The 23,667-nt window shown below is 36.4% G+C and carries 23 protein-coding genes, 1 tRNA gene, 1 pseudogene and 1 riboswitch; of the genes and pseudogenes, 6 read left to right on the plus strand and 19 right to left on the minus strand.

Going from position 1 to position 23,667, the window contains the following annotated elements; genetic code table 11:
- Positions 1-11 precede the first annotated feature (11 nt).
- Genes NML75_RS06450 through NML75_RS06465 form a run of 4 tightly spaced genes read right to left on the minus strand, consistent with a single transcriptional unit; the run spans position 12 to position 3,496 of the window.
- Positions 12-890: a DMT family transporter gene (locus NML75_RS06450; protein ID WP_070678201.1), complete on the minus strand. Its 879-nt coding sequence runs from the start codon at positions 888-890 to the stop codon at positions 12-14.
- Positions 880-1,749: a phosphotransferase family protein gene (locus NML75_RS06455; RefSeq protein WP_070678200.1), complete on the minus strand. Its 870-nt coding sequence runs from the start codon at positions 1,747-1,749 to the stop codon at positions 880-882. The genes NML75_RS06450 and NML75_RS06455 overlap by 11 nt, the downstream gene beginning before the upstream one ends.
- A gap of 12 nt (positions 1,750-1,761) precedes the next feature.
- On the minus strand, positions 1,762-2,784 hold the full coding sequence (locus tag NML75_RS06460; protein ID WP_070678198.1) for a ribitol-5-phosphate dehydrogenase: 1,023 nt from the start codon (positions 2,782-2,784) through the stop codon (positions 1,762-1,764).
- A 4-nt stretch (positions 2,785-2,788) separates the two neighbouring features.
- Positions 2,789-3,496 (minus strand): IspD/TarI family cytidylyltransferase, encoded by a 708-nt coding sequence (locus NML75_RS06465; protein ID WP_006149770.1) that lies wholly within the window; start codon positions 3,494-3,496, stop codon positions 2,789-2,791.
- Between the two features lie 315 nt (positions 3,497-3,811).
- Between NML75_RS06465 and NML75_RS06470 the strand changes: the two genes are divergently transcribed.
- A complete protein-coding gene (locus NML75_RS06470; RefSeq protein WP_006145479.1) occupies positions 3,812-4,111 on the plus strand; it encodes a YbaB/EbfC family nucleoid-associated protein in 300 nt (99 codons plus the stop codon).
- A 46-nt stretch (positions 4,112-4,157) separates the two neighbouring features.
- Here NML75_RS06470 and NML75_RS06475 read toward each other — a convergent pair whose 3' ends face one another.
- The 9 genes from NML75_RS06475 to NML75_RS06515 form a co-directional block, all read right to left on the minus strand.
- Positions 4,158-5,921: a glycerophosphoryl diester phosphodiesterase membrane domain-containing protein gene (locus tag NML75_RS06475; protein WP_254804269.1), complete on the minus strand. Its 1,764-nt coding sequence runs from the start codon at positions 5,919-5,921 to the stop codon at positions 4,158-4,160.
- Between the two features lie 10 nt (positions 5,922-5,931).
- Complete coding sequence (locus tag NML75_RS06480; RefSeq protein ID WP_254804270.1) at positions 5,932-6,522, minus strand: 3'-5' exonuclease; 591 nt, start codon at positions 6,520-6,522, stop codon at positions 5,932-5,934.
- Positions 6,523-6,591: 69 nt separating this feature from the next.
- Positions 6,592-7,083 (minus strand): DUF536 domain-containing protein, encoded by a 492-nt coding sequence (locus NML75_RS06485; protein ID WP_004252719.1) that lies wholly within the window; start codon positions 7,081-7,083, stop codon positions 6,592-6,594.
- 194 nt (positions 7,084-7,277) lie between these two features.
- A complete protein-coding gene (truB, locus tag NML75_RS06490) occupies positions 7,278-8,156 on the minus strand; it encodes a tRNA pseudouridine(55) synthase TruB (RefSeq protein WP_254804271.1) in 879 nt (292 codons plus the stop codon).
- 3 nt (positions 8,157-8,159) lie between these two features.
- Positions 8,160-8,918, minus strand: a complete 759-nt coding sequence (locus NML75_RS06495) for an alpha/beta fold hydrolase (protein WP_254804272.1) — start codon at positions 8,916-8,918, stop codon at positions 8,160-8,162.
- A 48-nt stretch (positions 8,919-8,966) separates the two neighbouring features.
- A complete protein-coding gene (locus NML75_RS06500; protein ID WP_254804273.1) occupies positions 8,967-10,241 on the minus strand; it encodes a DUF2130 domain-containing protein in 1,275 nt (424 codons plus the stop codon).
- 80 nt (positions 10,242-10,321) lie between these two features.
- Positions 10,322-11,119 carry a formate/nitrite transporter family protein gene (locus NML75_RS06505; protein ID WP_254804274.1) on the minus strand — a complete coding sequence of 266 codons (798 nt, stop codon included), beginning with the start codon at positions 11,117-11,119 and terminating at the stop codon, positions 10,322-10,324.
- 126 nt (positions 11,120-11,245) lie between these two features.
- Positions 11,246-11,905: a hypothetical protein gene (locus NML75_RS06510; protein WP_254804275.1), complete on the minus strand. Its 660-nt coding sequence runs from the start codon at positions 11,903-11,905 to the stop codon at positions 11,246-11,248.
- Between the two features lie 590 nt (positions 11,906-12,495).
- Positions 12,496-13,005: a QueT transporter family protein gene (locus NML75_RS06515; RefSeq protein ID WP_004252705.1), complete on the minus strand. Its 510-nt coding sequence runs from the start codon at positions 13,003-13,005 to the stop codon at positions 12,496-12,498.
- A riboswitch (PreQ1 riboswitch) is annotated at positions 13,003-13,100 on the minus strand. (Overlaps the previous gene by 3 nt.)
- A gap of 28 nt (positions 13,101-13,128) precedes the next feature.
- Between NML75_RS06515 and NML75_RS06520 the strand changes: the two genes are divergently transcribed.
- From NML75_RS06520 to NML75_RS06530, 3 genes are all read left to right on the plus strand, one after another.
- The gene (locus tag NML75_RS06520; protein ID WP_004252703.1) at positions 13,129-13,563 is read left to right on the plus strand and encodes a GtrA family protein; all 435 of its coding nucleotides are present in this window, start codon (positions 13,129-13,131) and stop codon (positions 13,561-13,563) included.
- A 70-nt stretch (positions 13,564-13,633) separates the two neighbouring features.
- Positions 13,634-14,014: a large conductance mechanosensitive channel protein MscL gene (mscL, locus tag NML75_RS06525; RefSeq protein WP_070678179.1), complete on the plus strand. Its 381-nt coding sequence runs from the start codon at positions 13,634-13,636 to the stop codon at positions 14,012-14,014.
- A 108-nt stretch (positions 14,015-14,122) separates the two neighbouring features.
- Positions 14,123-14,194: transfer RNA gene (locus tag NML75_RS06530), tRNA-Arg, on the plus strand.
- A gap of 64 nt (positions 14,195-14,258) precedes the next feature.
- Here NML75_RS06530 and abc-f read toward each other — a convergent pair.
- The gene (abc-f, locus tag NML75_RS06535; protein ID WP_004252700.1) at positions 14,259-16,160 is read right to left on the minus strand and encodes a ribosomal protection-like ABC-F family protein; all 1,902 of its coding nucleotides are present in this window, start codon (positions 16,158-16,160) and stop codon (positions 14,259-14,261) included.
- A 79-nt stretch (positions 16,161-16,239) separates the two neighbouring features.
- Positions 16,240-17,451: a DUF5105 domain-containing protein gene (locus NML75_RS06540; protein WP_004252699.1), complete on the minus strand. Its 1,212-nt coding sequence runs from the start codon at positions 17,449-17,451 to the stop codon at positions 16,240-16,242.
- A 238-nt stretch (positions 17,452-17,689) separates the two neighbouring features.
- Here NML75_RS06540 and NML75_RS06545 point away from each other — a divergent pair, with 238 nt between their 5' ends.
- A complete protein-coding gene (locus NML75_RS06545) occupies positions 17,690-19,408 on the plus strand; it encodes a phospho-sugar mutase (protein WP_004252698.1) in 1,719 nt (572 codons plus the stop codon).
- 107 nt (positions 19,409-19,515) lie between these two features.
- Positions 19,516-19,863, plus strand: coding sequence for a thiol reductase thioredoxin (locus tag NML75_RS06550; protein WP_004252697.1), 348 nt, complete (start codon positions 19,516-19,518; stop codon positions 19,861-19,863).
- A gap of 37 nt (positions 19,864-19,900) precedes the next feature.
- Here NML75_RS06550 and NML75_RS06555 read toward each other — a convergent pair.
- The 4 genes and pseudogenes from NML75_RS06555 to yycF form a co-directional block, all read right to left on the minus strand.
- A pseudogene (locus NML75_RS06555) lies at positions 19,901-20,672 on the minus strand (potassium channel family protein).
- 94 nt (positions 20,673-20,766) lie between these two features.
- Complete coding sequence (locus NML75_RS06560) at positions 20,767-21,576, minus strand: MBL fold metallo-hydrolase (protein WP_254804276.1); 810 nt, start codon at positions 21,574-21,576, stop codon at positions 20,767-20,769.
- A gap of 1 nt (position 21,577) precedes the next feature.
- Complete coding sequence (gene vicK, locus NML75_RS06565; protein ID WP_004252692.1) at positions 21,578-22,927, minus strand: cell wall metabolism sensor histidine kinase VicK; 1,350 nt, start codon at positions 22,925-22,927, stop codon at positions 21,578-21,580.
- The gene (gene yycF / locus NML75_RS06570) at positions 22,920-23,624 is read right to left on the minus strand and encodes a response regulator YycF (protein WP_004252689.1); all 705 of its coding nucleotides are present in this window, start codon (positions 23,622-23,624) and stop codon (positions 22,920-22,922) included. Before yycF ends, vicK begins: the two co-directional genes overlap by 8 nt.
- Between the last annotated feature and the right edge of the window lie 43 nt (positions 23,625-23,667).

The following is a 23,667-nucleotide window of genomic DNA, read 5'->3' on the forward strand; positions in this document are numbered from 1 at the left end:
CGCTTTCTCCTTTATTCTTTAATAATAATGTAAACACCAGCCATTACGATAAGTGAAGTAATGATGGTTAGCAAATTAAGGGGTGAACCCAAGAAAATTGCTGCAAATAAAACAGTCCATACTACATAACTCACATTTAATCCAGTAGCTTTTGCTGGCTGCAATCGATTGATAGCCATATAGTAGGCGAGATAAGAGATCATATTAAATGCTGCAAAGACTATCAATAAACCAAACAATTGCCCATTTGCCACTTCTGCAAATGAGTGATGCGAGAAAAGCACAATAACAAGATAAGACAAGAAGGATGTAACTTGACGAATCAAGAGAGCTTCAATTTCGCTGAGGTCACTTTCCATAGCAAAGGAGCTCAGAACACTTTCACTTCCCCAAGCAAAAGCACAAATCAAAGCACATAGAATACCTATATAGAAAGAATTAACCTGCTCTGCTTTATAGGTCTGAGCAATAATCCCAGCAATGATTAGAAAGATACCAAAAATTGTATTTTTGGAAATCTTGTGCTTCAAAAAGAAGAAGGCAAGCAAGACTGAGACTGCCGGATAAATAGCTGAGACTGACGAAGCTAATGAACTTCCAATATACTTAACCGCATAGAGATTGGCCTGCATACCAATCGGACCGGCTAGTAAAGCTCCGATGATAACACTGACATTTCGAATGTTCAAGAAGATTGAAAAACGAACTCTGCCTTCCTTAACTAGAAGATATCCTAGCAAGATAAAAATACTTAGGAAATCGTGTGCTGCTGCTACTACGAAGGGCGATAAATCCGTGAATATTGAAAAGATATAAGCACTAATAGTTAATCCTAATCCCCAGAACACACCTGATAGTAGCCCAAAAGAAACTCCATTTTTAGTTTTCATTTAAATCTCCTTCAGACTCTAATTCTTTTACTGCTCTATTGTAACGAGAGATTCCGTAATCTCCGAAATCTGCACCATTTTCTTCTTTGTAAATAGTCCAAAGACTCCAAATGATATCTTGCAAGATTTTGTAAATACGAATTTTCTCCCTTGAAACTGGAGTCTTGTCACTCTCGTAATGACTTAAAAAGTCTTCTTCTTCTGCACTTGTAAATTCAGATTCTAGGAAGAGGGCTGCCAAATCCCACATAGGATCATTCATAGAAGAATATTCCCAATCAATTAGATAAAGATGTCCGTCTGGACCTTCAATAAAGTTTTCTGGAACCAAATCAATATGACATGATTTCTTGTCAATTCCAATTTGTTCAAGCTCTTCTTTCAGAGAAAATACAGCCTTTCTGACAGCTTCATAATTAGGATAAGAAATCTCCCCTTGAATCAATGATTCATATTTTTTAATTTCCTCAAAAGGAGCAAACTCTCCTTTCAATTCTTTACCAGAAGCATGAATCGTTTGTAAAATTGGAGCTATCTTTTCAAATTTAGTTTTAATGGTATTAAAATTAAGTGTCTCAGCATTTTCGATGTACTGATTAACCTTGATACCTGCTTCGATATCAAAAAGATAATTTTCTACATCTAATTTTAAATCTTTCAACAACTCAAGATTGTACTTTTCATTCTGGCGGTCGATTAATTTATCAGTACCTTTACCAAAAAACTTAACGATGTACTGGTTTGAGGTTGTTTTAACCAAATAGTTTTGATTGGTCATCCCCCCCAATTGTTCAACGCTCTGAATTTCTTCGTCAGCTGACAATAAGGAAGCAATCTTTGCTTTAACGATTTCCTTCACAATAATCCTCCATTATACTTCCCACTTAAAGACTGTCTTAAATGCGGTATTTAAGTCAGTTGCAAAAACTCGGTGAATATCTTTAATTTCTCTGACTGGTTCTTCTAGATAAATGATATTCTTCAAACGATTGGCAAATTTTTTAATTTCCATCATTTGGATAGCATTTTCAAAGTCAATTCTTCCTGAACGTGAAGAGCCGACTAGTAACAAGCCTTTTTCCAATGAATCCCGAGTGTTGATGTTGACCTTATACTCACTAACACCCATCATCAAAATGGTCCCTTGTGGTTTGATGTAACGGATCAAGTCATTAATAGCAGGTCCGCATCCATCACCACCACAGCATTCAAAACCATGGTCAAAACTAAGATCCTCTGGGATACTATCAGTGATGTAAAGCTCTTTAGCAAAAGAGAAGAGTTCCAACTTTTCCCAGTGACGACCAATTACGATAATTTCAGCTTCAGGCAAGGTATAGTTGATAATATTTGCCATGACAAAGGCTAGACTACCATCACCAATGACAGCTATTCTCTGTCTTCTGCTATGAGAAACTGTCAAAAAACGATTCATGGCATGCATACCAACACTGACAAATTCAGTGATAGCAGCTACCGTATCTTCGATGTCAGCATAAGCTACTACACGATCTTTTGGAAGAGAAACAAACTCACGCATGAATCCATCATAACCACTTGACAAGAAGTAGGTACCTGTCATGTAGTTTTCATAGAACTCCTCGTCACTTTGCATAGGTGGTTGATTTGGAATCATAACAACCTTCTGACCAACCTTATAGGTACCTGTTGGATCAGAAATAACAGTTCCACAAGACTCATGAATCATAGCCATTGGAAGCTTTTTAGATAATATTTTGGGATCACGCTTTCCTTGGTAATAGCGTTGATCCGCATGACAAACCGCCATATAATTTGGTCGAATGAGGATATGATTCTCTTGGTCAATCTCTTCTTCCTGATATTTAATATTGATAAATTTTGGTTTTGTCAGTTGATAAATTTGATTAATCATGTCTCTAGTCTTTCTCAATCATGCTTTTAGCAATCTTCAAGTCTGTAACTGTTGTAATTTTAAGGTTTGAGTATTCACCTTTAGCCAAGGCCACATCTTTACCCTTAATGACAAAGATTTTACATGCATCTGTTAAAATTTCTTTTTCTTCTGCTGATAATGAACCATACAAATCAATAAAGTCTTTACAACGGAATGTTTGTGGAGTCTGTCCTTGGTAAAGATGAGCACGATTTGGAATATCTGTAATAAACTGACCATTTGTGCTTTCAACAATTGTATCCACCGCTTCAACCACAGTGTCAACCGCATCATGTTTTTGAGCAAGAGCGATATTGTCTTGAATCATACGAAGAGTGATAAAGGGACGAACCGAATCATGTGTTACTACGATATCATCTTCTGTTAGTGGACGGTAAGCATCGATGGCTTCAATAATCTTTTCAATACTAGAATTACGATCAGCCCCACCTTTTGTAATGATGATACGTTCCTTGTGGAGTGGAAGGAATTTTTCAACTAAATCTTCTGCATGTGTCACCCAGTCGCCATGAACCCCAACAACGATTTTTTCAATACTTGGTTCTAAGACGAATTTTTCAATTGTATGAATTAGAATTGGGCGATCTCCCAACTCAAGAAATTGTTTGGGTAAGTTACTAATTCCCATGCGCGTGCCGGTTCCACCTGCTAAAATTCCAGCATAAATCATATTGATTCTCCTTTGGTTTGTACTAAAAACTCATTCTTTCCTATTATATCATAATCTAGCACTATCTTAAAATAAATACTAGGTCCCTCTAGCTAGAAACTAGTATCAAAATCACGTTTTTGGCAAAATTGAGTTCTAATCTGTCATTTCTAGCTCTCGATTAATATAGAGTTCTTCAGAATAATATAGAAAGCTTAAAGAAACCTTAAACCATTGGTTGATATATATAGCTATCCTGAAATTTTAATTAGACTTTTCCAATTAAAATTGTTAAAATAAAATGGAAAATAAAAGAAAAGGAAGCTACAAACCACCATGATGAATATGCAAAACATGATGCGCCAAGCTCAAAAACTTCAAAAACAAATGGAACAAAGTCAAGCTGAGCTTGCTGCTACTGAATTTGTTGGAACTTCTGCTCAAAATCTGGTAACTGCAACATTAACTGGTGATAAAAAAGTCGTTAAAATTGATTTTGATCCAGCAGTCGTAGATCCAGAAGATATTGAGACACTATCTGATATGACTGTCCAAGCACTCAATGCTGCTCTCGAGCAAATTGACGAAACTACTAAGAAGAAACTTGGTGCATTCGCAGGTAAATTACCATTTTAATTAGATTATCAAAAAGAGGCTGGTACACAGCCTCTTTTAATTTATGTTAAAAAGCAAATAATTCAGTTGCTTTATTTAGCAATAAGTCACTATATTCAGGATCTTCCTGAGCAGTTTCTAGTTCTTCTTTTATTTTTTCCAAGTCATCCGTAATCATTCCGTCAACACCTAGGTGAAAAGACTTATTAAAAGATTCGGAACTATTGATTGTCCATACATAGAGTTTTTGCTCAGTATTCCATAGTTTCGTGACAAAATATTCATCCAAAGTAGAGTACTCCATTGTGTAGCCTGTCGCAACCGTTCTAGGAAAAACAGAATTATAGGGAAGAATAAAGTAAACAGGAATATCCTTGTCATACTGAGTTACTTTCTCAACAACATGGTAATCCAAGGATTGCATTTGATGACCATAAACCTTAATTTTTGCAGCATACTTTTCGAGAAAATGATCCATCATTTGCGGACTATCTTTGTGGCTAGTCTTGATTTCAATAAGTAGTTTCTGATGCAATTCATTTGCGCGATTCAGGTAATCATCAAAACTCGAAATCTTTGTCTCATAACCATTCTCGTGTATATCAATCTCTTGTAACTCTTCTAAGGTTAAATCCTGTGGCGTTTTATTGATTCCTGCTAAACTTCTAAGATTGGCATCATGCATCATGACAAACTGACCATCCTTGGTTTCCTGGACATCCATCTCAATTAAATCCGGTTTTAATTGAGCAGTTTTTTCCAAGGATTGGATTGTATTCTGTACTCCATTGCCATTTGATACACCACGATGGGAAATTACAAGTGGCGGATTGACTACAGGTGCTTCCAAATAAGCATAACCTTCAATTGCAAAGAAAGTACTTGCACAGACCATCACACCCCATCTCATGATATGATCTTTCTCTCGTCTTGGCATAATGTCAAGTTCTTCTCCTGTTAGAAAAGAAGAGAATTTAACAAGGAAATAGGTTAATGCCATATAGTGAAAATTCTTGATGAGAACAAAGTTAATAATAGCAAGAACTAGGGATTCTTTCTGTGTTATGCTATCTACTATAAACTGAATTGATAATATAGGGATGAGAGGTAGGTAAAAGAATAGGTTTGTCTTTACAATAATTAAGAATAAATGCCAGGCATAAAACCAAAAATTATTCTTGGTTTTTTCAAGACTATAAAGAACGGAGTCCTTAACTGACATCTTTTCGTAAAAGACTTTTGGTAATGCGAACATCAACCGAACCGAAACATAGAAGAATAAAAGTGATAAGCTAATAATAGCTACCCACCACATCCAATATTTATCTTCCATGTAAGTTTGGATAAACTCCGGAATCACTATTTTATTGAAATAATAAATCTTAAATATCTTTCTGATAAAAGGAAATAGCATTGCCACAAAAAGAAAGATAAATAATGCTTTAGAAATAGTCAACTTCTTCATAAAAGCAAGGCTTTCACGGAATACTTTTCGACTATATTCTATGAGAGTTCTTTTTTCATGATAAAGGAGATGACGTGCTCCAATAAAGAGAATACTGAGTTGAAAATAGGCTACCAGTAGATTAATGGCTATCAAAACCACAAAACCAAGACTGACTATAGGAGCATTTTTTATGATTGAAAAAATATTGTTATAAGAAATAAACAAATATCCAGTCTGACTTAGTAAAAATCCAGCTATGACTGAGTTTAATGGCAACCAAATATAGTCAACCAGCATAAAGATTAGAAAGAATAGAAATAGGATTTTATCTAGATTAAGGTAAATCTTTTTAAAACCCAATTTTTTCGGTTTTTCAGGTTTCATAAAAAACCTCCTAATCAAAAAGTTGTGATAAATCTAAACCACCAAAAGGGTTAGAATTGAGGTTGCTCTGAGTATTGAGTAAAAGCCGACTCTCATCCGACTCAAGAAAAGCTTCATATACTCGAGCAGTCATGCGAGCGTCTTCTAAACTATTATGAGATTGCCCTTTAAATCCTAGAAAGCTAGCCACAGTTTGCAATTTTAGATTGGCGATTCCGTGTAGATCAGAACTACGACGTTCAAAAGCCTCATCATAAAGATCAACTTTATATTGATCACGATAGTCAAACCCATGTTCTAGTAAAATCGGTAAATCACTCTTTGCAGCATTGTATCCAACAAGGGGCAAGTTCCCAACGAAATCTTGAAACTTTTGGAGAACTTCTTCTACCTTTGGAGCATCTTTGAGAGTCTCCGAAGTAATACCAGTCAAACCATTGATAAAACTTTTCAAAGGAACATCAGTGTAGACATAAGAGTCAAACGCTCCTACTTCTTCACCGTCTTTAAAATGTACCGCTGATACTTGAATCAAATGAGTCTTATCCTGGTGTTTGTTAAATTCTAAATCAAATGAGATATAATCTCTTACTGTTTCCATCTTATCGTACCTAATTAGTTTGTAAAAAGAAACCACCTGGTCTATTTATAGAAACCAAGCAGTTTTTTCTTATTTTCCAAATAAGCGAGCAAAGAAGCCTTTCTTCGATGCTTGTACTTCTTGCTTAGCTTGATCCAACTCCAACTGAAGTGTTTCTTGATCCTTCATTGCTTGAAGAGTCAACTGTTGTTGTTGGTCCAGTTGCTTATCTTTTTCAGCGATTTGGCGGTCTTTAACTCGCATCTGTTCATCTTTTTCAGCCAGTTGTTTATCTTTAGCTTTTAATTGCTCATAAAGACGGATGATTTCGGCATTCTTTTCATCAACAAGAATCTCCATGAGCTCTCGTTGCTTAACTTCATCACTAACAGGTTCATCTTCAAAGATAGTCTTTTTGTAGATTTCTTCAAGTTTGATCAATCCACTACGGGTAACAACAGTGACACCTTTGTCGTTTTTTGTAATATCTTCTTCAGGTAATTCTTTGACACGATTATTGATTGCTTGTCGGGATAGCCCCAAGACCTCAGCAATCTCACTGACAGTCATTTCAATACTCATAATATCCTCTATTTTTCTCTAACTTTTCTTAAATTAAATCTTATCATAAGTAAACCAAACTGTCAAATAACACTGTATTTTCAATGGTTTTTTAGGACATAAAATTTTAAAACTATTAATCTGCAAATATTTTAAAAAGATGAAAAGATCTCATCTTTGGACTAGTAAATAAAAATCATTAGTTTGTCAAATACTTAAGAGAAAACCTTTCTAGGTTTGTAAAGCTGTTCTCGTTTCTCCAATATAGCAAGAAGCTTCTCACCTTCGAAAGCAGCTAATTGGTTTTCTGGTTGTTCTAATTCGATAAAACGTCCAAAACGAACCTCTTCTGCCTGTTCAGGTGTAAGAAAAACTTTGACAAGGTCACCGGTCCCAATCTCTAGAGGATGGAGAAAGTCTAATTCACCAGACTCTACTTTTGCAGTAATTTCTTCTAGAGTAAATGCGTCCTCCAATTGCAAACCAGCAGCACTGGTCCGTGTTAAGTGAGACATATGGGCAGCATAACCAAGTTTCTCTCCCAAGTCGACTGACAAAGTACGGATATAAGTTCCCTTACTGCATTTTACACGAAAAGTAAATCGTGCAAGATGCCCATCATAAGAAATCGGACTCGTTCTTTCAAAACTATAAATGATTACCTGACGTTCAGGACGTTCTACTTCCTGACCCGCACGCGCATACTCATAGAGTTTGCGGCCATTAACCTTGACAGCGGAATACATAGGTGGAATTTGTCTGATAGTTCCTGTAAAACTAGCAATGGCTTCATCGACAAGTTTTTCATCCAGTGGAGCTAAAACAGGAGTTTCTACAACAACTTCCCCACTAGCGTCTTCGGTTGTTGTTGAATATCCTAATGTGATTTCTCCCTCATAGACCTTGCCCTCATCCTGCATAAACTCAACCATGCGAGTCGCCTTACCAACTGCAATGGGTAAAACACCCACAACATCAGGATCCAAGGTCCCACCGTGTCCGATTTTCTTGGTACCCAAAATCTTACGCAGTTTAAAGACCGCATCATGGGAGGTCATCCCTGCTTCTTTCTTTAAGTTGATAATACCGTTCATTCATTAACTTTCTAAAAATACTAAAACTCTCTTTTGGAAATCCTTATTCTGTTCATATAGCGCATGCCCACACCCTGGTAAAATAATCAGTTGGCTACCTTTGATATGCTGATGCAATCCAAGCGAACCATCTACTCCAAGAACATCATCTTTTTCTGCTCCAATGATTAACGTTGGGCAGCTAATTTTTTCCAAAAAAGCTAGACTATCATGCTTCAAACAAGATACAGCTTGGATATCAATACGTTTTTTATCTTTAATGCGACCAAAGATTCCCATTATTCGATAAAGGTATTTAAATCTTCCAAAGGATTTAGTCGTGTAAGAGTGACGAGCAATATCTATCATCAGATCTTTATAAGTTCCTGTTTGACTCAGGTTCAGCCAGCAACTAATTCTCTCCCTGCCTAGGTTACTTAGTTTTGCAGTGGTCACAGCTAAAATGAGCTTTTGAACCTTTTCAGGGAAATTCGCCACCAACCATTGGGCAATCATTCCACCTTGCGAAATCCCCATAACATAGGCACTGGTAATATTCAATACCTCCATTGCTTCTGCAACATCTGCTGCCATATACCGTGTCGTATATCCCTGCCTCAACTCATTGATTCGAGAAAAAACATAAATTTTATAACGTTCGGCAAGTTTACGGTATGTGATTGAAAAAGGCATAGCCATACCTTTAACCGTCTGCAACCCATCCCCCAAGCCTGGTATAATCACCAGAGGTTGATTTCCTTTTCCAAATGTTACATAGTCCATAGTCTTTCCATTTATAGACAAGGTGGCGTTCTTAGCTGAATACAAAGATTATTCTCCTTTCAACGCATCAAACTTCGCTTTCATAGTTGGATTTTTTCTTGTCAATTTTTTGACGGAAACATCATCTAATTTGTTGTTGGCGAGACGGAGTTGATTTTCTGATGTGGTCAAGAATTTCTTAACTTCTTCCATCCGTTTAATAGCCTTGTCAATTTCATCGATGGCCTTACCGAAGTTGACAGAAGCTGAATTGTAGTTCTTAGCAAAGGCTACCTTGAAAGCTTCCAAATCTTCCTCAAAATGAGTGATATCGATATTTTGCTCACGTATAAGTGCTAGTTCCTGCTTGTATTTTAGAGAATTAAGGGCAGCATTGCGCAAGAGCCCAATCAGTTGGATAAAGAACTGAGGACGCACGACGTACATTTTCTCATACTCATGACTGACATCGACAATTCCAGTATTGAAGTAATCATTGTCAGCCTCAAGCATACTTACCAAAACTGCATACTCACAGTTCTTCTCACGGCGGTCCTTGTCCAACTCTTTGTAGAAATCTGCATTCTTGTGCTTTTTCTCAGTTCCATCCGCTTCATTTTTCATCTCAAACATGATGGAAATGAATTCCAGCCCATTTTCATCAAAATCACGGAAGATGAAGTCTCCTTTAGAACCACGCGCTGAAATCTTGTTGTCCTTTTCAAAATAAGCATTTGGAAAGGCAAAACTACGAACCTTGTTAAACTCGCTCTCCGCATACTGTTCTAGACTTTCACCAATAGCTTTTGTAGATTGTTGTGCCTTAAAATTCTTGTAAAACTCAACTTGCTCACTAGCTGCCTTAAGCTGGGCTTCATAGTTTTGTTTAACAGAAGCAAGAGAAAGCTCGTTTTCTTTTTCTTGTAAAAGGAGCTGATTTTTAACCTGATCGCGTTCTTTTTCAAGATCAGAAAGAGTTTTTTGTAATTGATTTTCATGCTCTAAGCGCAAGGTAGCCAATTGATTCTCAAGAGCTTGGACCTCTTTTTCTTTTTCTAACAGACTTTGGCTAGCACTTTGCTCTACTTCCTTCTTAGCCAATTCTTTTTCAGTATCGAAATTTTGGATTTGAGTTTGTAGCTGGGCAATTTCTTGATCCTTTTGAGCGAGTTTTGCCTGTTGTTCATTCAAGGCCTTCTGCTCTACCAATGTCAATTCTTGCTTGATTCGTTCATGCAATTCCTTATCAAACTCTACAGTGCGAACTTGAGAAATCAGTTCTGCATATTGACTTTCATTAACTGTAAAAACTTCGCCACAATTTGGACATTTAATTTCGTTCATGATTTTCCTCTATATTTAACATTACTACTTTCATTATAGCATGGAAAAACAAAAAGAAAAAGTTGGAATCAATCCAACTTTTAATCTACATATGTATCTTCGTTTTTGTTTAAGAAAGCGTAAGGCAAACCAATTAGAAGACCACCACCAATAAAGTTACCGATAAAGGTCACACCCCAGTGACGAAGGATATTTCCAATACCGAAGTTTGCAATTGAATCAGAAGCGACACTGAATTTCACAATCGCAAATGATGCAAAGTTTGCGGCGATGTGTTCGTTCGTTAAGAATACAAACATGTAAATGGCTGAAAGAACCAACCAAAGTTTAGCTCCACCATCTTTAACCAAAACAAATGATAGAATTGCGATATTTACAAAGATATTCGCTAAAATACCTTCAAGTAATACCAATTCATTCGAACGTGCCAACTTCATTTCTACAACGCCAGAAATAAAGCTATCATGTGTTAAGTTTGCGTAAGCTGCTGAGTGTGCGAATCCCCAACCAGCGATAAGCGCACCAATTAAGTTAAAGAAAGTACAATACAAGAGAATTTCAGCTGTTTTTCTCCAGCTAATTTTTTTCAAAAAGCTACCAGCTGTAAGGAACATCATATTAGATGTAACCAACTCAGCATTCAAGAAGACAATGTAGGCCAATCCCCATGCGAAAACAAATGGGAAAAGGAAGCGTCCGCTACCAGGAGCGATCTTATTGATCAAGTCAGCACCAACAGCTCCAGCTGCTGTACTGAAGGTAAGGAATGCACCTGCAAACATTGAACGGATAGCATACTTGAATTTGCTATTTGAATAAAGACTTTCTTTCTTTTTACAAGCAAATTCAATTTTTGAGATAAATTCTGATGAAACCATATAAACTCCTAAAACTTTTTATTTGTGAATATTATAACATAAAACTACATTTATGGGAAACGTTTTCTTGAATCTAACAGGAGTATATTTCTAATCAAGATACATAAAATAGACACAATACTTTAATTAAATAGAACCTCTTTCATCAATATTTCCGAAACGATTATAATTCATAATTTCTTCTGCAGTCAGTCCTACCAGCTCTGAAACCCACAAGCCGACAATATCTAATAAAACAGAATCGCAGACATATTCATTCTCACCATGACCATATTTACAAGTGAATAGAGGGGTTCTTATCGCTGATTGATAAAAATTGAAAGCTAACTCTTGCAGTTTCTCTGGCTGAAATTCAAGTCCCAACTCTTGTGCGAGTCCGGCTCTCACTTTATCCCACACTTCCCCTTTTGACTGGTAGTTTTCTCGTGCTTTGTAAATAAATCTCTGACAGAATTTTGACAACAAATCCTTGTTTTGATAGAGCAAACGACAGGAAAAGTCTGAGATAGAACCAGCATGAAGTAAGAAAGTAAGCAATTCATCAAGGCTTTCTGCTATCCGACCAACTTGGCCTTCACTCCCTATAAAACCTATACTCTGATCCTCAAGAATTACATATTCTCCCCCACTACCGTCTTTAGCAAAGGCTATGGGCGAAAGAGAATAAACTTCATTGTTCTGAGAAAATTCAACCTCTTTCAACTGGTCATAAAAGAGAATATCGCATTCTTGCATCAATAAAATTCTTAGTTGTTTGTCTTCTCTTATTACTTGTAGTTGATTCATATTAGCTACTCTCCTAGCTTTGACAACTGTCACAAGTGACAACAATCCAATTTTAACAATCGACTCTTAATAATAATAATAGATTTTAATATGGCACTTCTTGGCCACATTGGCAAGATTTTTCAATAACTCCTCGTTTCTTTTGCTTTTTCCAAAATGAAAAGTAAAAGATTTTCCATCTTTCCTTGTAAAGTACAGATGATACCTGTCCCCATTCATTCTTCTCCCTCGAACGTAATCAATATCAATCTGTCTAATTTCAGCTAGAGGAACAATCCTTTTTCTAAAAAGAATAATCGTGTGAATGTATAATCTTCCCTTTGCAATATGAAAAGGATCCAACATACTCCCACCACTTTTTAAAGATGTCTTAACTCTTTGGAAAAAAAGATAGAAATAAAATAGTGCTAAAAAAATTAACAAAAATCTAATGACCTGATTTTTCCAAAGGACTTCAAAAACTGAAATACGATAACCATACATATTAAAATAATCCCTTTTTTCTTTATTATACCACTTTATCTACTAAAGAACCTCAAATATAAAGAAAAAGCAGTTGAACCAGGTTCAACTGCTTAATTGTTTAAAAATTATCTAGTCAAATCAATACGTTGACCAATTTTACCAATGATAATTGCACCGACAATGAGTGAAGCGAATTCTCCGATACCAGTAGTGAACCAAGTAAAGAAGAAAGGTGCTTCTGCTACGATGTTTAATTCAGCAGCAATGGTAATCATTGAAATTGAAAATAGAATTGAAAAGAAGAAATGATCTTTACGAATCAATCCATTAAAAAGATAGTCTTTACTATATTTACTGAACAACCAAACTCCTAAGCTAAGGAAGACAAGAGTTGAGCCTCCACCTACAGCGACATCAATGAGTCCGAAACTGAAGAAGTTGGCAATCATACATCCAAGAGTAACACCGATAATGTACTTAGGATTGTAAAAAGCTAGGAAGTTCATCATTTCAGAAATACGGAACTGATAAGCACCATAACTGATAGCATTGAGTGGTGGTGTGATTGTCAAAACCACGTAAATAGCTGCGACAATGGCAATATCTGCCAAATCACGAACAGTTAGTTTTTTCATATTTTCTCCTTTAGCGGCTATCCCGCGTATAATATGCTTGGTGAAAGAAGCTAAGCACCAAGGGTTGAGCAAGTCAACTTTATAAGTATAGCACAATTATAGTCTTTATGCTATACTAATCTTATGAAAAGATACATAAAAAAATTCTTCGATAACGAAATTTTATCCTATTTATTTTTCGGCGTTGCTACTACCGTAGTATCAATATTTGTCCGCATCGTCATCTTCTATCTTACTCATCAAGAGTTAGTTGCGACTGCCTTGGGAAATATTGCTGGAATCCTATTTGCTTTCTTTACAAATGACACATTTGTATTTAAGCAAGAAAGAAAAAACTGGTTTAATCGATTAATTAAATTTACCTCTGCAAGACTTATCACCTTTTTATTGGATCTTCTACTAACTTTTATTTTTGTGACATGCTTCCCACAAATTATTGGTTACTTTGTTGGAAATGATATTAATAAAATTAATACAGTTGAAATCTTCATTGCACAAGTTACGATGGTGGTTCTCAACTACGTTTTTAGTAAGCTTTTCGTATTTAAAAAAAAATAAGCACCTTTCTTGCATTTAATATAAATTTACGATATAATCTAGACTGAAAAATTTCGAAAGGAAAAAGATTATGTTAAAGGATCTTAAAGATTTCTTGCTCCGTGGCAACGTCGTTGACCTTGCTGTCGGTGTGATCATCGCCACTGCTTTTGGTGCTATCATCAATTCATTTGTTAATGATATCATCACTCCACTTCTATTGAACCCAGCCTTGGAAGCTGCGAATGTACAAAACATCGCTGAGCTTGCTTGGAATGGTGTTACATATGGTAAGTTCTTGAGCGCTGTTATCAACTTCGTTGTAATTGGTACTGTTCTCTTCTTCATGATTAAAGCTATTGAAAAAGCTCAAAACCTTCGTAAGAAAGAAGAAGTTGCTGAAGAAGCTCCAGCAGCTCCAACTGAATTGGAAGTTCTTCAAGAAATCAAAGCACTTCTTGAAAAAAAATAAACATTTAAAAGGATTTAGGTATTGTCTAAATCCTTTTTTATTGTTATATTTCATCTTTTAGATGACTCTTGAGTTACACCATATTTTTTGATATAATGAGGGAAGTTTCCACCCTTAGTGTAATGGATATCACGTAAGATTCCGGTTCTTGAAATGGGGGTTCGATTCCCTCAGGGTGGATTATAGATAAAATATTATTAATAATTGAAAAAGCAGTGTATTATCACTGCTTTTTTATTTATATCTATACCTGCTCCGATAGTTCTTCCCACTCCAGCATAGCTTCTTCATGACGCTGACTAATCTTATCAAGTTCTGCTTGTAATTGCATGAGTTCATCTGCATCATTGGTGGTATGCATTTGTTCAGAGATAACTTGGGCTTGAGTTTCCAGCTCTTCGATTTCTGTCTCAAGACTTTCGATTTGTCTCATCAATTTACGAAGTTCTTTTTGACTTTCCTTTTGAGCTTGGTAGTCATTAACTGGAGAAGCCACTTTTTCTTGGCTATAAGTTGACGCTTCTTCCTCTTGACTAGCTGCCAACTCTGCTTTTTTTTCAACATAATAGTCATAATCACCCAAATAGACGGTCGAACCATTTTCGGACAATTCCAGAACATGTGTAGCGACACGATTGATAAAATAACGGTCATGGCTGACAAATAGAAGAGTTCCATCAAAGTCAATTAGTGCATTTTCCAGAACTTCCTTACTATCAATATCCAAATGGTTGGTCGGCTCGTCAAGAATCAGGAAGTTATTATTTTCCATTGATAGTTTAGCCAGTAACAAGCGAGCTTTCTCTCCACCTGAAAGCATGCCAACTGATTTCTTTACATCATCACCTGAAAAAAGGAAGGCGCCTAAACGATTTCGGATTTCCACTTCTGGCGTCAATCTAAAATCATTCCAAAGTTCATCTAAAACTGTATTACTTGGTGTCAACTTACTTTGAGTTTGGTCATAGTAGCCAACTTCAACATTCGCACCGAAACGCTTCTCACCCTTTATAAAAGGGATCTGATCAACAATAGACTTGATAAAGGTTGTCTTTCCAATCCCATTCGGACCTACAACTGCTACGGCATTCATCTTACGAAGGTCGAGGTTGATAGGCTCTGATAATATTTCTCCATCATATCCAATAGCAGCATTCTCAACTGTCAGCACAATATTACCAGATGTTTTATCAGAGTGAAAGGTCATATTGGCTGATTTATTCCCAGCTTCAGGCTTATCTAAACGCTCCATCTTTTCCAGTTGTTTACGTCTAGATTGAGCACGTTTGGTAGTTGAAGCTCGAACAAGATTTCGGCTAACAAAGTCTTCTAAAGCAGCAATTTCCTTCTGTTGCTTTTCGTAGTTCTTAGCTTCAGTCAGTAACTTCTGCTCTTTCTGCTCCACAAAGCTTGAGTAGTTTCCTACATATCTATCTAAAGAATGTTTGGTTAAGTCGAGCGTTATGGTTGCTACCTTATCGAGGAAATAACGGTCGTGACTAACAATTATCAAGGCACCACTGTAATTAACCAGATAGTTTTCTAACCAGGCAATGGTTTCAATATCCAGGTGGTTGGTCGGCTCATCCAAAACCAAGAGATTTGGCTTTTCAAGGAGCATTTTGGCTAGGGCTAATCTTGTATTTTGACCTCCAGAAAGCTCAGCAATTTTCATCTGCCACATAGACTCATCAAACTTAAAACCATTTAAAATGGCGCGAATATCAGCTTCATAGGTAAATCCTCCAGCCTGACGGAATTCTTCAGATAGACGATCGTAGTCTGACATGAGCTTATCGAGTTCTGCACCTGTCTTTTCCCCCATCTCTAGCTCCATTTGGCGAAGTTGTCTTTCAGTAGTACGTAAGTCATCAAAGACGTGAAGCATCTCGTCATAGATAGTATTTTCGGATTCAAATCGACTATCCTGTGCTAAGTAAGAAAGGGAAATATCTTTTTTCTTATTAATCTCACCAGAAGTTGGCTCTTCTTCCCCGACTAATATCTTTAATAGTGTCGACTTACCTGCTCCATTTTTACCAACGAGAGCAATACGATCTCTTTCATCTACTTGTAGATTAATATTTTCAAATAGAACATCGCCCGCAAAAGAACGTTCGATTTTATTAGCTTGTAAAATAATCATGTAACTATTTTACTATCTTTTTCTGTTTTTAACAATTCAAATAAAAAAAGTTCGAGCTTTAAACTCGAACTTTTAGATATTAATAACCAATACCACCACGGAATGTACGTGCCATATCTTTTAAGTTATAGTTCTTAGAAGATGTGTCGATTGTCCATTTACCGTCTTTCTTAGTCATCTTGATTTCGTAACCTTCTTTTTGCATATTATCGCTAGTATCAAGAGGAGTTGAATCAAATTGACTTGGTGCATTTTCTAAAATGTACTTCTCACCAGCTTTCATAGCTTCTGAGTAGCTGCTGTATTTACCTTTGTTTTCGTCGTAGAATTTACGGCTCAATTCATGGACATTCAAGTTATCCAAGTCGATTGTTTCAGGTCTTACATAGATAACTGCATAGTCTGGCAAGTAAGTTTTTACTTTGTAATCAACTTTTGCTCGTTTTGCATTTGCTTTGATATATGCTTCTGCAAATGTACGAAGTTCAGAATCAGATGGTTTGTAGTTGTAGAATCCTTTACCGAATGACTCAATAAATTTCTTGATAAATTCTTCTCTGTCAGCCTTCACATCGTTTGTAATAAGGTCAGAAGATCTTGAAGATTTTTTATCATCTGACTTCTTGTCGTCAGATTTCTTATCGTCTGATTTCTTATCATCTGACTTTTTATCTTCAAGTGCAACGATTTGAGTTTTATCATTAGTAAAGCTTACGTTTGATGCACCACCAGTGTTTTCACCATCTAGGTAAACAGCATCAACATAATTTTTCATAGCTTCTTTAGCTTCATCAATAGTATCTTCGTATTGACTTGGATCAACCTTGATAGCTACGTCATTTTTACCTTTTTTATTTTCTTTTACATCATCGTAAAAGCTCGGTGCAAAGTGAAGTTCATATTTTGCATCTTTATTAACTTCATAAACTACATAACCAGCAACACTCTTGCCTTTAGAGAGGCTATCTCCGTATGACATAAATTTTGTTTTACTGTCTGACTCATAAATTTGAATCGGTTCAACTTTTTCGTCTTTTTCGTTATAAAGTGCAATATCTTGGCTAGTAAAGCTAAACTGTTTATCACGATTGTTTTTAATCTCAACTTGAAGAGCAAGATAATGTGAATTTGAATCTTCATCTTTAGGAAGGACATACATACCGTCTTTAACAGAAACTTCAAAGTTTGAGTTAGATGCAGTACCATTATCACTTGCTTTCTTACTATTTCCACAAGCTACCAATGCTAAAGCAGTCAAAACTAAAGCAGAATGCTTAAGAACTTTTTTCATAATAGAAAATCTCCTTTTTTTATTTATTATATTGTACCATACAGTCAAAAATTTTCAAACCAGAAACAGGAAATCGCTTTTAAAAATATTGTAAATTTTTAAATATAATAAATATCTACTCATTCTATGATTAAAATGAAACTTAAATTCAAAGAACTGAGCCACGCTAACGTTTTACTAAAACTTTAAATCGTGGTATAATGAAGGCGATTAGATTATATATTAAAGGAGATATCTTATGACTTACCAAGAAAACTACCAAAAATGGGTTGATTTCGCTGACCTACCAGATTACCTTCGTCGTGATTTGGAAAACATGGATGAAAAAACTAAAGAAGATGCCTTCTACACAAATCTTGAATTCGGTACTGCTGGTATGCGTGGTTTGATTGGTGCTGGTACAAACCGCATTAATATCTACGTTGTTCGCCAAGCAACTGAAGGTTTGGCTCGCTTGATTGAATCAAAAGGTGGAAACGAAAAAGAACGTGGTGTTGCCATCGCTTATGATAGCCGTCACTTCTCTCCAGAATTTGCCTTTGAATCAGCAGCAGTTCTTGCAAAACACGGTATTAAATCTTATGTTTTTGAAAGTCTCCGTCCAACTCCAGAGCTTTCATTTGCTGTTCGCCACCTCAACTGCTTTGCAGGTATCATGATTACTGCTAGCCACAACCCAGCTCCATTTAACGGATATAAGGTATATGGTGAAGACGGTGGTCAAATGCCTCCACACGATGCAGACGCTTTGACTACCTACATCCGTGCTATCGACAATCCTTTCGCTGTTGAAGTTTCGGATGTGGAAGCTGAAAAAGCTTCTGGATTAATTGAAGTCATCGGTGAAGCTATTGATGCTGAATACCTTAAAGAAGTCAAAGATGTCAACATCAACCCTGCCTTGATCGAAGAATTTGGTAAAGACATGAAGATTGTCTACACCCCTCTTCACGGTACTGGTGAAATGTTGGCTCGTCGTGCTCTTGCTCAAGCAGGATTTGATTCTGTTCAAGTCGTTGAAGCTCAAGCAACTCCAGACCCAGACTTCTCTACTGTTAAATCTCCAAACCCAGAAAGCCAAGCAGCCTTTGCCCTTGCTGAAGAACTTGGTCGTCAAGTTGGTGCAGATGTTCTTGTGGCAACTGACCCTGATGCTGACCGTGTCGGTGTTGAAGTCCTTCAAAAAGATGGTAGCTACCTTAACCTTTCAGGGAATCAAATCGGTGCTATCATGGCTAAATACATCTTGGAAGCTCATAAAAATGCTGGAACTCTTCCTGAAAATGCAGCCCTATGTAAATCAATCGTATCAACTGACTTGGTAACGAAGATTGCTGAAAGCTACGGCGCAACTATGTTCAACGTCTTGACTGGTTTCAAATTTATCGCTGAAAAAATTCAAGAATTTGAAGAAAAACACAATCACACTTACATGATGGGATTTGAAGAAAGCTTCGGTTACTTGATTAAACCATTCGTACGTGATAAAGATGCCATCCAAGCAGTCCTTGTCGTTGCTGAACTTGCTGCCTACTACCGTTCTCGAGGTTTGACACTTGCTGACGGTATCGAAGAAATTTACAAAGAATACGGCTACTACGCAGAAAAAACCATCTCTGTAACTCTCTCAGGTGTCGATGGTGCTGAGCAAATCAAAGCGATTATGGCTAAATTCCGCAACAATGCTCCAAAAGAATGGAACGCAACAGAAATCACAGTCGTAGAAGACTTCAAAGCACAAACTTCTACTGCCGCTGATGGTACTGTAACAGCCTTGACGACTCCTCCAAGTGATGTCTTGAAATACACACTTGCTGATGGTTCATGGATTGCAGTTCGTCCTTCCGGTACTGAACCAAAAATCAAGTTCTACATTGCTGTTGTTGGAGAAAGCAACGAAGATTCACAAGCTAAGATTGCTAATATCGAAGCTGAAATAAATGCCTTTGTAAAATAAGATATTAAAAGATGAGATAAGATTGTCTCATCTTTTTTCCGTATCAAATCTAAGCATTTTTAAAGACTTTATGGCATACTAGATTTAAAAGAAAGCGAGGAAAACTCATGGAACAATTTTTAGAAAACATTAAAGATCTTGAAGTTACAACTGTTGCGCGTGCCCAAGAAGCTCTTGATAAAAAAGAAACTGCTACATTCTTTATCGGCCGCAAAACTTGCCCTTACTGCCGTAAATTTGCTGGCACTTTGGCTGGTGTGGTAGCTGAAACCAAAGCACACATCTATTTCATCAATAGTGAAGAACCAAGTCAACTTGAAGCACTACAAGATTTCCGTTCACGCTATGAAATCCCAACTGTACCAGGATTTGTTCATGTTGAAAATGGAGAGATTAAGGTCCGTTGCGATTCTTCTATGTCAGCTCAAGAAATCAAAGAATTTGCTGGATTGTAAAAAACCACTCGATTGAGTGGTTTTTGTGTTTTCTAAATTAATACTTGTTAAGTAATTCTTGTACCATTTTATGAAGTTCTTCAATTCTTTCAGCCTGCTTCTCAACTAAACGCCTTTGCATAACCAATTCATTCTGTAGTTGTTCTAATTTGGATTCTTCATTAGAATTTTCTTTAACAAAAAAATTTGTTAAGGCGCTAGTCAGCATCCCAATCGTTCCTATACCCACTAGCATTAAGATTATTGCTAACCATTTCCCAAATACCGAATTTGGGACTATATCACCATAACCAACAGTTGTTACTGTAACAATAGCCCACCAAAGACTATCTGAAAAAGCCTTCTCCTCAACAACTGATAAGATTGAGCTTCCAACAAATACAATAAATACATTGACATATAAGATATAAAGCAAGCCATTCGTTCGCAGTAAACTACTAGCTTTTCTTTCTAATTTTCCACTTAAACCAATTATTCTTAATAACCTTGTAAGTTTAACTAATTTTGTTAATTTTGCTAAACGAAAAATACGTCCCAAACGAAAAACTGTAAAAATAGCATTTAATGGAAGAATTGCTAATAAATCAAAAACATTATCAATAATGAAACGAAATTTTTTTACTAGTAAAGAAATGCCATAGATAATCCACTATAAACACTATCCAAATCATTAAATCAATAATATTGTAAGGTGGATTATCCAAATCTATAACATCCATAAATCCCAAAATAACTAGCATCACAGATATCAATGCTAATAATAATATGGTTGTGTCATAGTAATCTTCAAATTTCCAAGTCTTTTTCAATTTATATTTCTCCATCATAATCGCTTATTAAATTATTATAGCATAAATTAAAAACTAAGATTCATTAAAAATGAACACCATTAGGTGTTCATTTTTATATATCCGTTAAAGGTGTTGCAGTGTCTGGAGATGTATCGTAAACTTGAAAGTCTACTCCTACTCCTAGATCTGCTTGAGCTAACTGATTGACCATGGTCATGTGGGCTAGCTCCTTGATATTATTCTCTTTAGATAGATGTCCTAGGTAAATCTTCTTGGTACGATTACCTAGTGTGCGAATCATGGCGTCTGCTCCATCTTCATTTGAGAGGTGGCCAAGGTCAGACAGGATGCGTTGCTTGAGTCGCCAAGCATAAGTTCCTGCTCTCAGGATTTCCACATCATGATTAGACTCAATCAAGTAACCATCTGCATTCTCGACAATGCCAGCCATACGGTCACTAACATAGCCTGTATCCGTCAGCATAACAAAGCTCTTGTCATCCTTCATAAAACGATAGAATTGGGGAGCAACTGCATCATGGCTAACTCCAAAACTCTCAATGTCGATATCTCCAAATGTTTTAGTTTTTCCCATTTCAAAGATATGCTTTTGTGAAGAGTCAACTTTACCTAGATACTTACTATTTTCCATAGCTTGCCAGGTCTTTTCATTGGCGTAAAGATCCATGCCATACTTACGAGCTAAAACTCCAACACCATGTATATGGTCAGCATGCTCATGCGTAATCAAAATAGCATCCAAATCTTCTGGTTTACGATTGATTTCACCTAATAAGCTTGTAATTTTTTTACCAGATAAACCGGCATCCACTAAAATCTTTTTCTTGGGGGTTTCTAGATAGAAGGAATTTCCACTAGAACCCGATGCTAAAATACTATATTTAAAGCCTGTTTCACTCATTCTAGTCTTCTACTTCATCCTCCCATACTTCTTCTTTTACAGCATCATTATCATAAGGAAGAACAATGGTAAAGGTAGAACCCTTACCGTATTCACTCTTGGCCCAGATAAATCCATTGTGTTGCTTGATGATTTCTTTTGCTATCGCAAGACCTAAACCAGTGCCACCTTGGGCACGGCTTCTAGCCTTATCAACCCTGTAGAAACGGTCAAAAATCTTCGGTAAATCTTCTTTAGGAATTCCAAGTCCTTGATCCGAAATAGATAAAATCATCTGGTCATCAGTGGTTTTCATACTAACCGTAATTTTTCCACCATCAGGCGAATACTTGATGGCATTGTTAAGAATATTATCGATTACCTGAGTCATCTTGTCTGTATCAATTTCAATCCAGACCGATGTAATCGGATAATCTCGAACCAACTCATATTTTTTTTCTTGATCCTGGGCTCGTATCTTATCGAAACGGTTTAGGATAAACGTAATGAAAGCTGTAAAGTTAATCAATTCAACATCTAAATGACTAGTTGCATTATCAATGCGTGATAGATGCAAGAGGTCCGTTACCATTCGCATCATACGGTTGGTCTCATTTAGAGATACTTTGATGAAATCAGGAGCAACAGGTTCATATAATGCACCCTCATCCAAGGCCTCTAGGTAAGATTTGACACTGGTCAATGGAGTTCGCAATTCATGACTAACGTTGGAAACGAAAAGCCTTCTCTCGCGCTCTTCCTTCTCTTGTTCAGTCGTATCATGTAGAACTGCTACCAAACCAGAGATAAAGCCAGATTCTCTACGAATCAAGGCAAAACGCACACGCAAACTAATATACTCCCCATTTACATTTTGGGAATAAATCATCATTTCAGGACTTTGAGTAATCAAGTCTCTGAGTTCATACTCATCTTCAATCTTGAGCAACTCTAAAATGTTTTGATTGAGCGCGTCATCACTTTCAACCCCAAGTTGTCTTTTAGCCATATCGTTAATCATAGTGATTTGACCACGACGATTGGTTGCAAGAACCCCATCAGTCATGTATGATAGGATACTATGCAATCTTTTACTTTCCTGCTCAAGGTTTTCTTGAGTTAGACGAATAACTTCAGACAAATCATTTAGATTATTGGTAATATTGGTTATTTCAGTATTCCCCTGCATATCTAATACCTGAGAATAATCACCAGCAATTAAATCTTTAATCTTTTGATTTAACTGTTTGAGTCGAATATTATCTCTACGGCCTTCAAGCAAGAGAAAGCTAACAAGCATGATGAAACCAAGTAATATGAGTACAAAGACGAAATCTCTGGTTAAAATTGTTTGTTTAATTATATCAATCATTATTTCTCATATAATAACCCACACCACGACGAGTTAAGATATATTCAGGTCTACTTGGTGTGTCTTCAATCTTCTCACGTAGACGTCTAATGGTAACATCGACAGTACGAACATCACCAAAATAATCATAACCCCAAACAGTCTCAAGGAGGTGTTCACGGGTAATAACTTGACCAAGATGAGAAGCTAAGTGATGCAACAACTCAAACTCTCTGTGAGTTAAGTCCAATTCTTCTCCATATTTTTTGGCTACATAAGCATCTGGAAGAATCTCTAAATCTCTAATTTGAAGACTTTGCAATTTAGTATCTTCCTCTTGGTTGTCAACTGCAACTAACTCCGTACGACGAAGAAGAGCCTTAACACGCGCTTGTAGCTCACGGTTTGAAAATGGCTTGGTCACATAATCATCTGCACCAAGTTCAAGACCAATAACCTTGTCAAACTCACTATCTTTTGCTGAAAGCATGATAATTGGAACACTACTTGTCTTGCGAATTGTTTTAGCCACTTCAAGACCATCAATTTCTGGAAGCATCAAATCCAAGATAATAATATCTGGTTTCTCAGCCTCAAACAATTCAATCGCTTCACGTCCATTAAAGGCTGTAACAACTTCATAGCCTTCCTTGGTCATATTAAACTTAATAATATCTGAGATTGGTTTTTCATCATCTACAATCAATATTTTTTTCATATAGTCACCTTTTTCCTTGTATCAATTATACCAAAAAATTGCA

This window comes from Streptococcus sp. CF4-3 (assembly GCF_024295385.1).
Classification (GTDB): domain Bacteria; phylum Bacillota; class Bacilli; order Lactobacillales; family Streptococcaceae; genus Streptococcus; species Streptococcus infantis_I.

Bases quoted from the DNA above. Each gene is read 5' to 3' on its own strand.
- NML75_RS06500 (WP_254804273.1), bottom strand. From the start codon at position 10,241: ATGAACGAAATTAAATGTCCAAATTGTGGCGAAGTTTTTACAGTTAAT.
- mscL (WP_070678179.1), top strand. From the start codon at position 13,634: ATGTTAAAGGATCTTAAAGATTTCTTGCTCCGTGGCAACGTCGTTGAC.
- NML75_RS06480 (WP_254804270.1), bottom strand. From the start codon at position 6,522: ATGGAAACAGTAAGAGATTATATCTCATTTGATTTAGAATTTAACAAA.
- NML75_RS06495 (WP_254804272.1), bottom strand. From the start codon at position 8,918: ATGGACTATGTAACATTTGGAAAAGGAAATCAACCTCTGGTGATTATA.
- yycF (WP_004252689.1), bottom strand. From the start codon at position 23,624: ATGAAAAAAATATTGATTGTAGATGATGAAAAACCAATCTCAGATATT.
- abc-f (WP_004252700.1), bottom strand. From the start codon at position 16,160: ATGATTATTTTACAAGCTAATAAAATCGAACGTTCTTTTGCGGGCGAT.
- NML75_RS06460 (WP_070678198.1), bottom strand. From the start codon at position 2,784: ATGATTAATCAAATTTATCAACTGACAAAACCAAAATTTATCAATATT.
- truB (WP_254804271.1), bottom strand. From the start codon at position 8,156: ATGAACGGTATTATCAACTTAAAGAAAGAAGCAGGGATGACCTCCCAT.
- NML75_RS06520 (WP_004252703.1), top strand. From the start codon at position 13,129: ATGAAAAGATACATAAAAAAATTCTTCGATAACGAAATTTTATCCTAT.
- NML75_RS06475 (WP_254804269.1), bottom strand. From the start codon at position 5,921: ATGAAACCTGAAAAACCGAAAAAATTGGGTTTTAAAAAGATTTACCTT.
- vicK (WP_004252692.1), bottom strand. From the start codon at position 22,927: ATGATTGATATAATTAAACAAACAATTTTAACCAGAGATTTCGTCTTT.
- NML75_RS06545 (WP_004252698.1), top strand. From the start codon at position 17,690: ATGACTTACCAAGAAAACTACCAAAAATGGGTTGATTTCGCTGACCTA.
- NML75_RS06470 (WP_006145479.1), top strand. From the start codon at position 3,812: ATGATGAATATGCAAAACATGATGCGCCAAGCTCAAAAACTTCAAAAA.
- NML75_RS06550 (WP_004252697.1), top strand. From the start codon at position 19,516: ATGGAACAATTTTTAGAAAACATTAAAGATCTTGAAGTTACAACTGTT.
- NML75_RS06505 (WP_254804274.1), bottom strand. From the start codon at position 11,119: ATGGTTTCATCAGAATTTATCTCAAAAATTGAATTTGCTTGTAAAAAG.
- NML75_RS06510 (WP_254804275.1), bottom strand. From the start codon at position 11,905: ATGAATCAACTACAAGTAATAAGAGAAGACAAACAACTAAGAATTTTA.
- NML75_RS06560 (WP_254804276.1), bottom strand. From the start codon at position 21,576: ATGAGTGAAACAGGCTTTAAATATAGTATTTTAGCATCGGGTTCTAGT.
- NML75_RS06485 (WP_004252719.1), bottom strand. From the start codon at position 7,083: ATGAGTATTGAAATGACTGTCAGTGAGATTGCTGAGGTCTTGGGGCTA.
- NML75_RS06450 (WP_070678201.1), bottom strand. From the start codon at position 890: ATGAAAACTAAAAATGGAGTTTCTTTTGGGCTACTATCAGGTGTGTTC.
- NML75_RS06515 (WP_004252705.1), bottom strand. From the start codon at position 13,005: ATGAAAAAACTAACTGTTCGTGATTTGGCAGATATTGCCATTGTCGCA.
- NML75_RS06465 (WP_006149770.1), bottom strand. From the start codon at position 3,496: ATGATTTATGCTGGAATTTTAGCAGGTGGAACCGGCACGCGCATGGGA.
- NML75_RS06540 (WP_004252699.1), bottom strand. From the start codon at position 17,451: ATGAAAAAAGTTCTTAAGCATTCTGCTTTAGTTTTGACTGCTTTAGCA.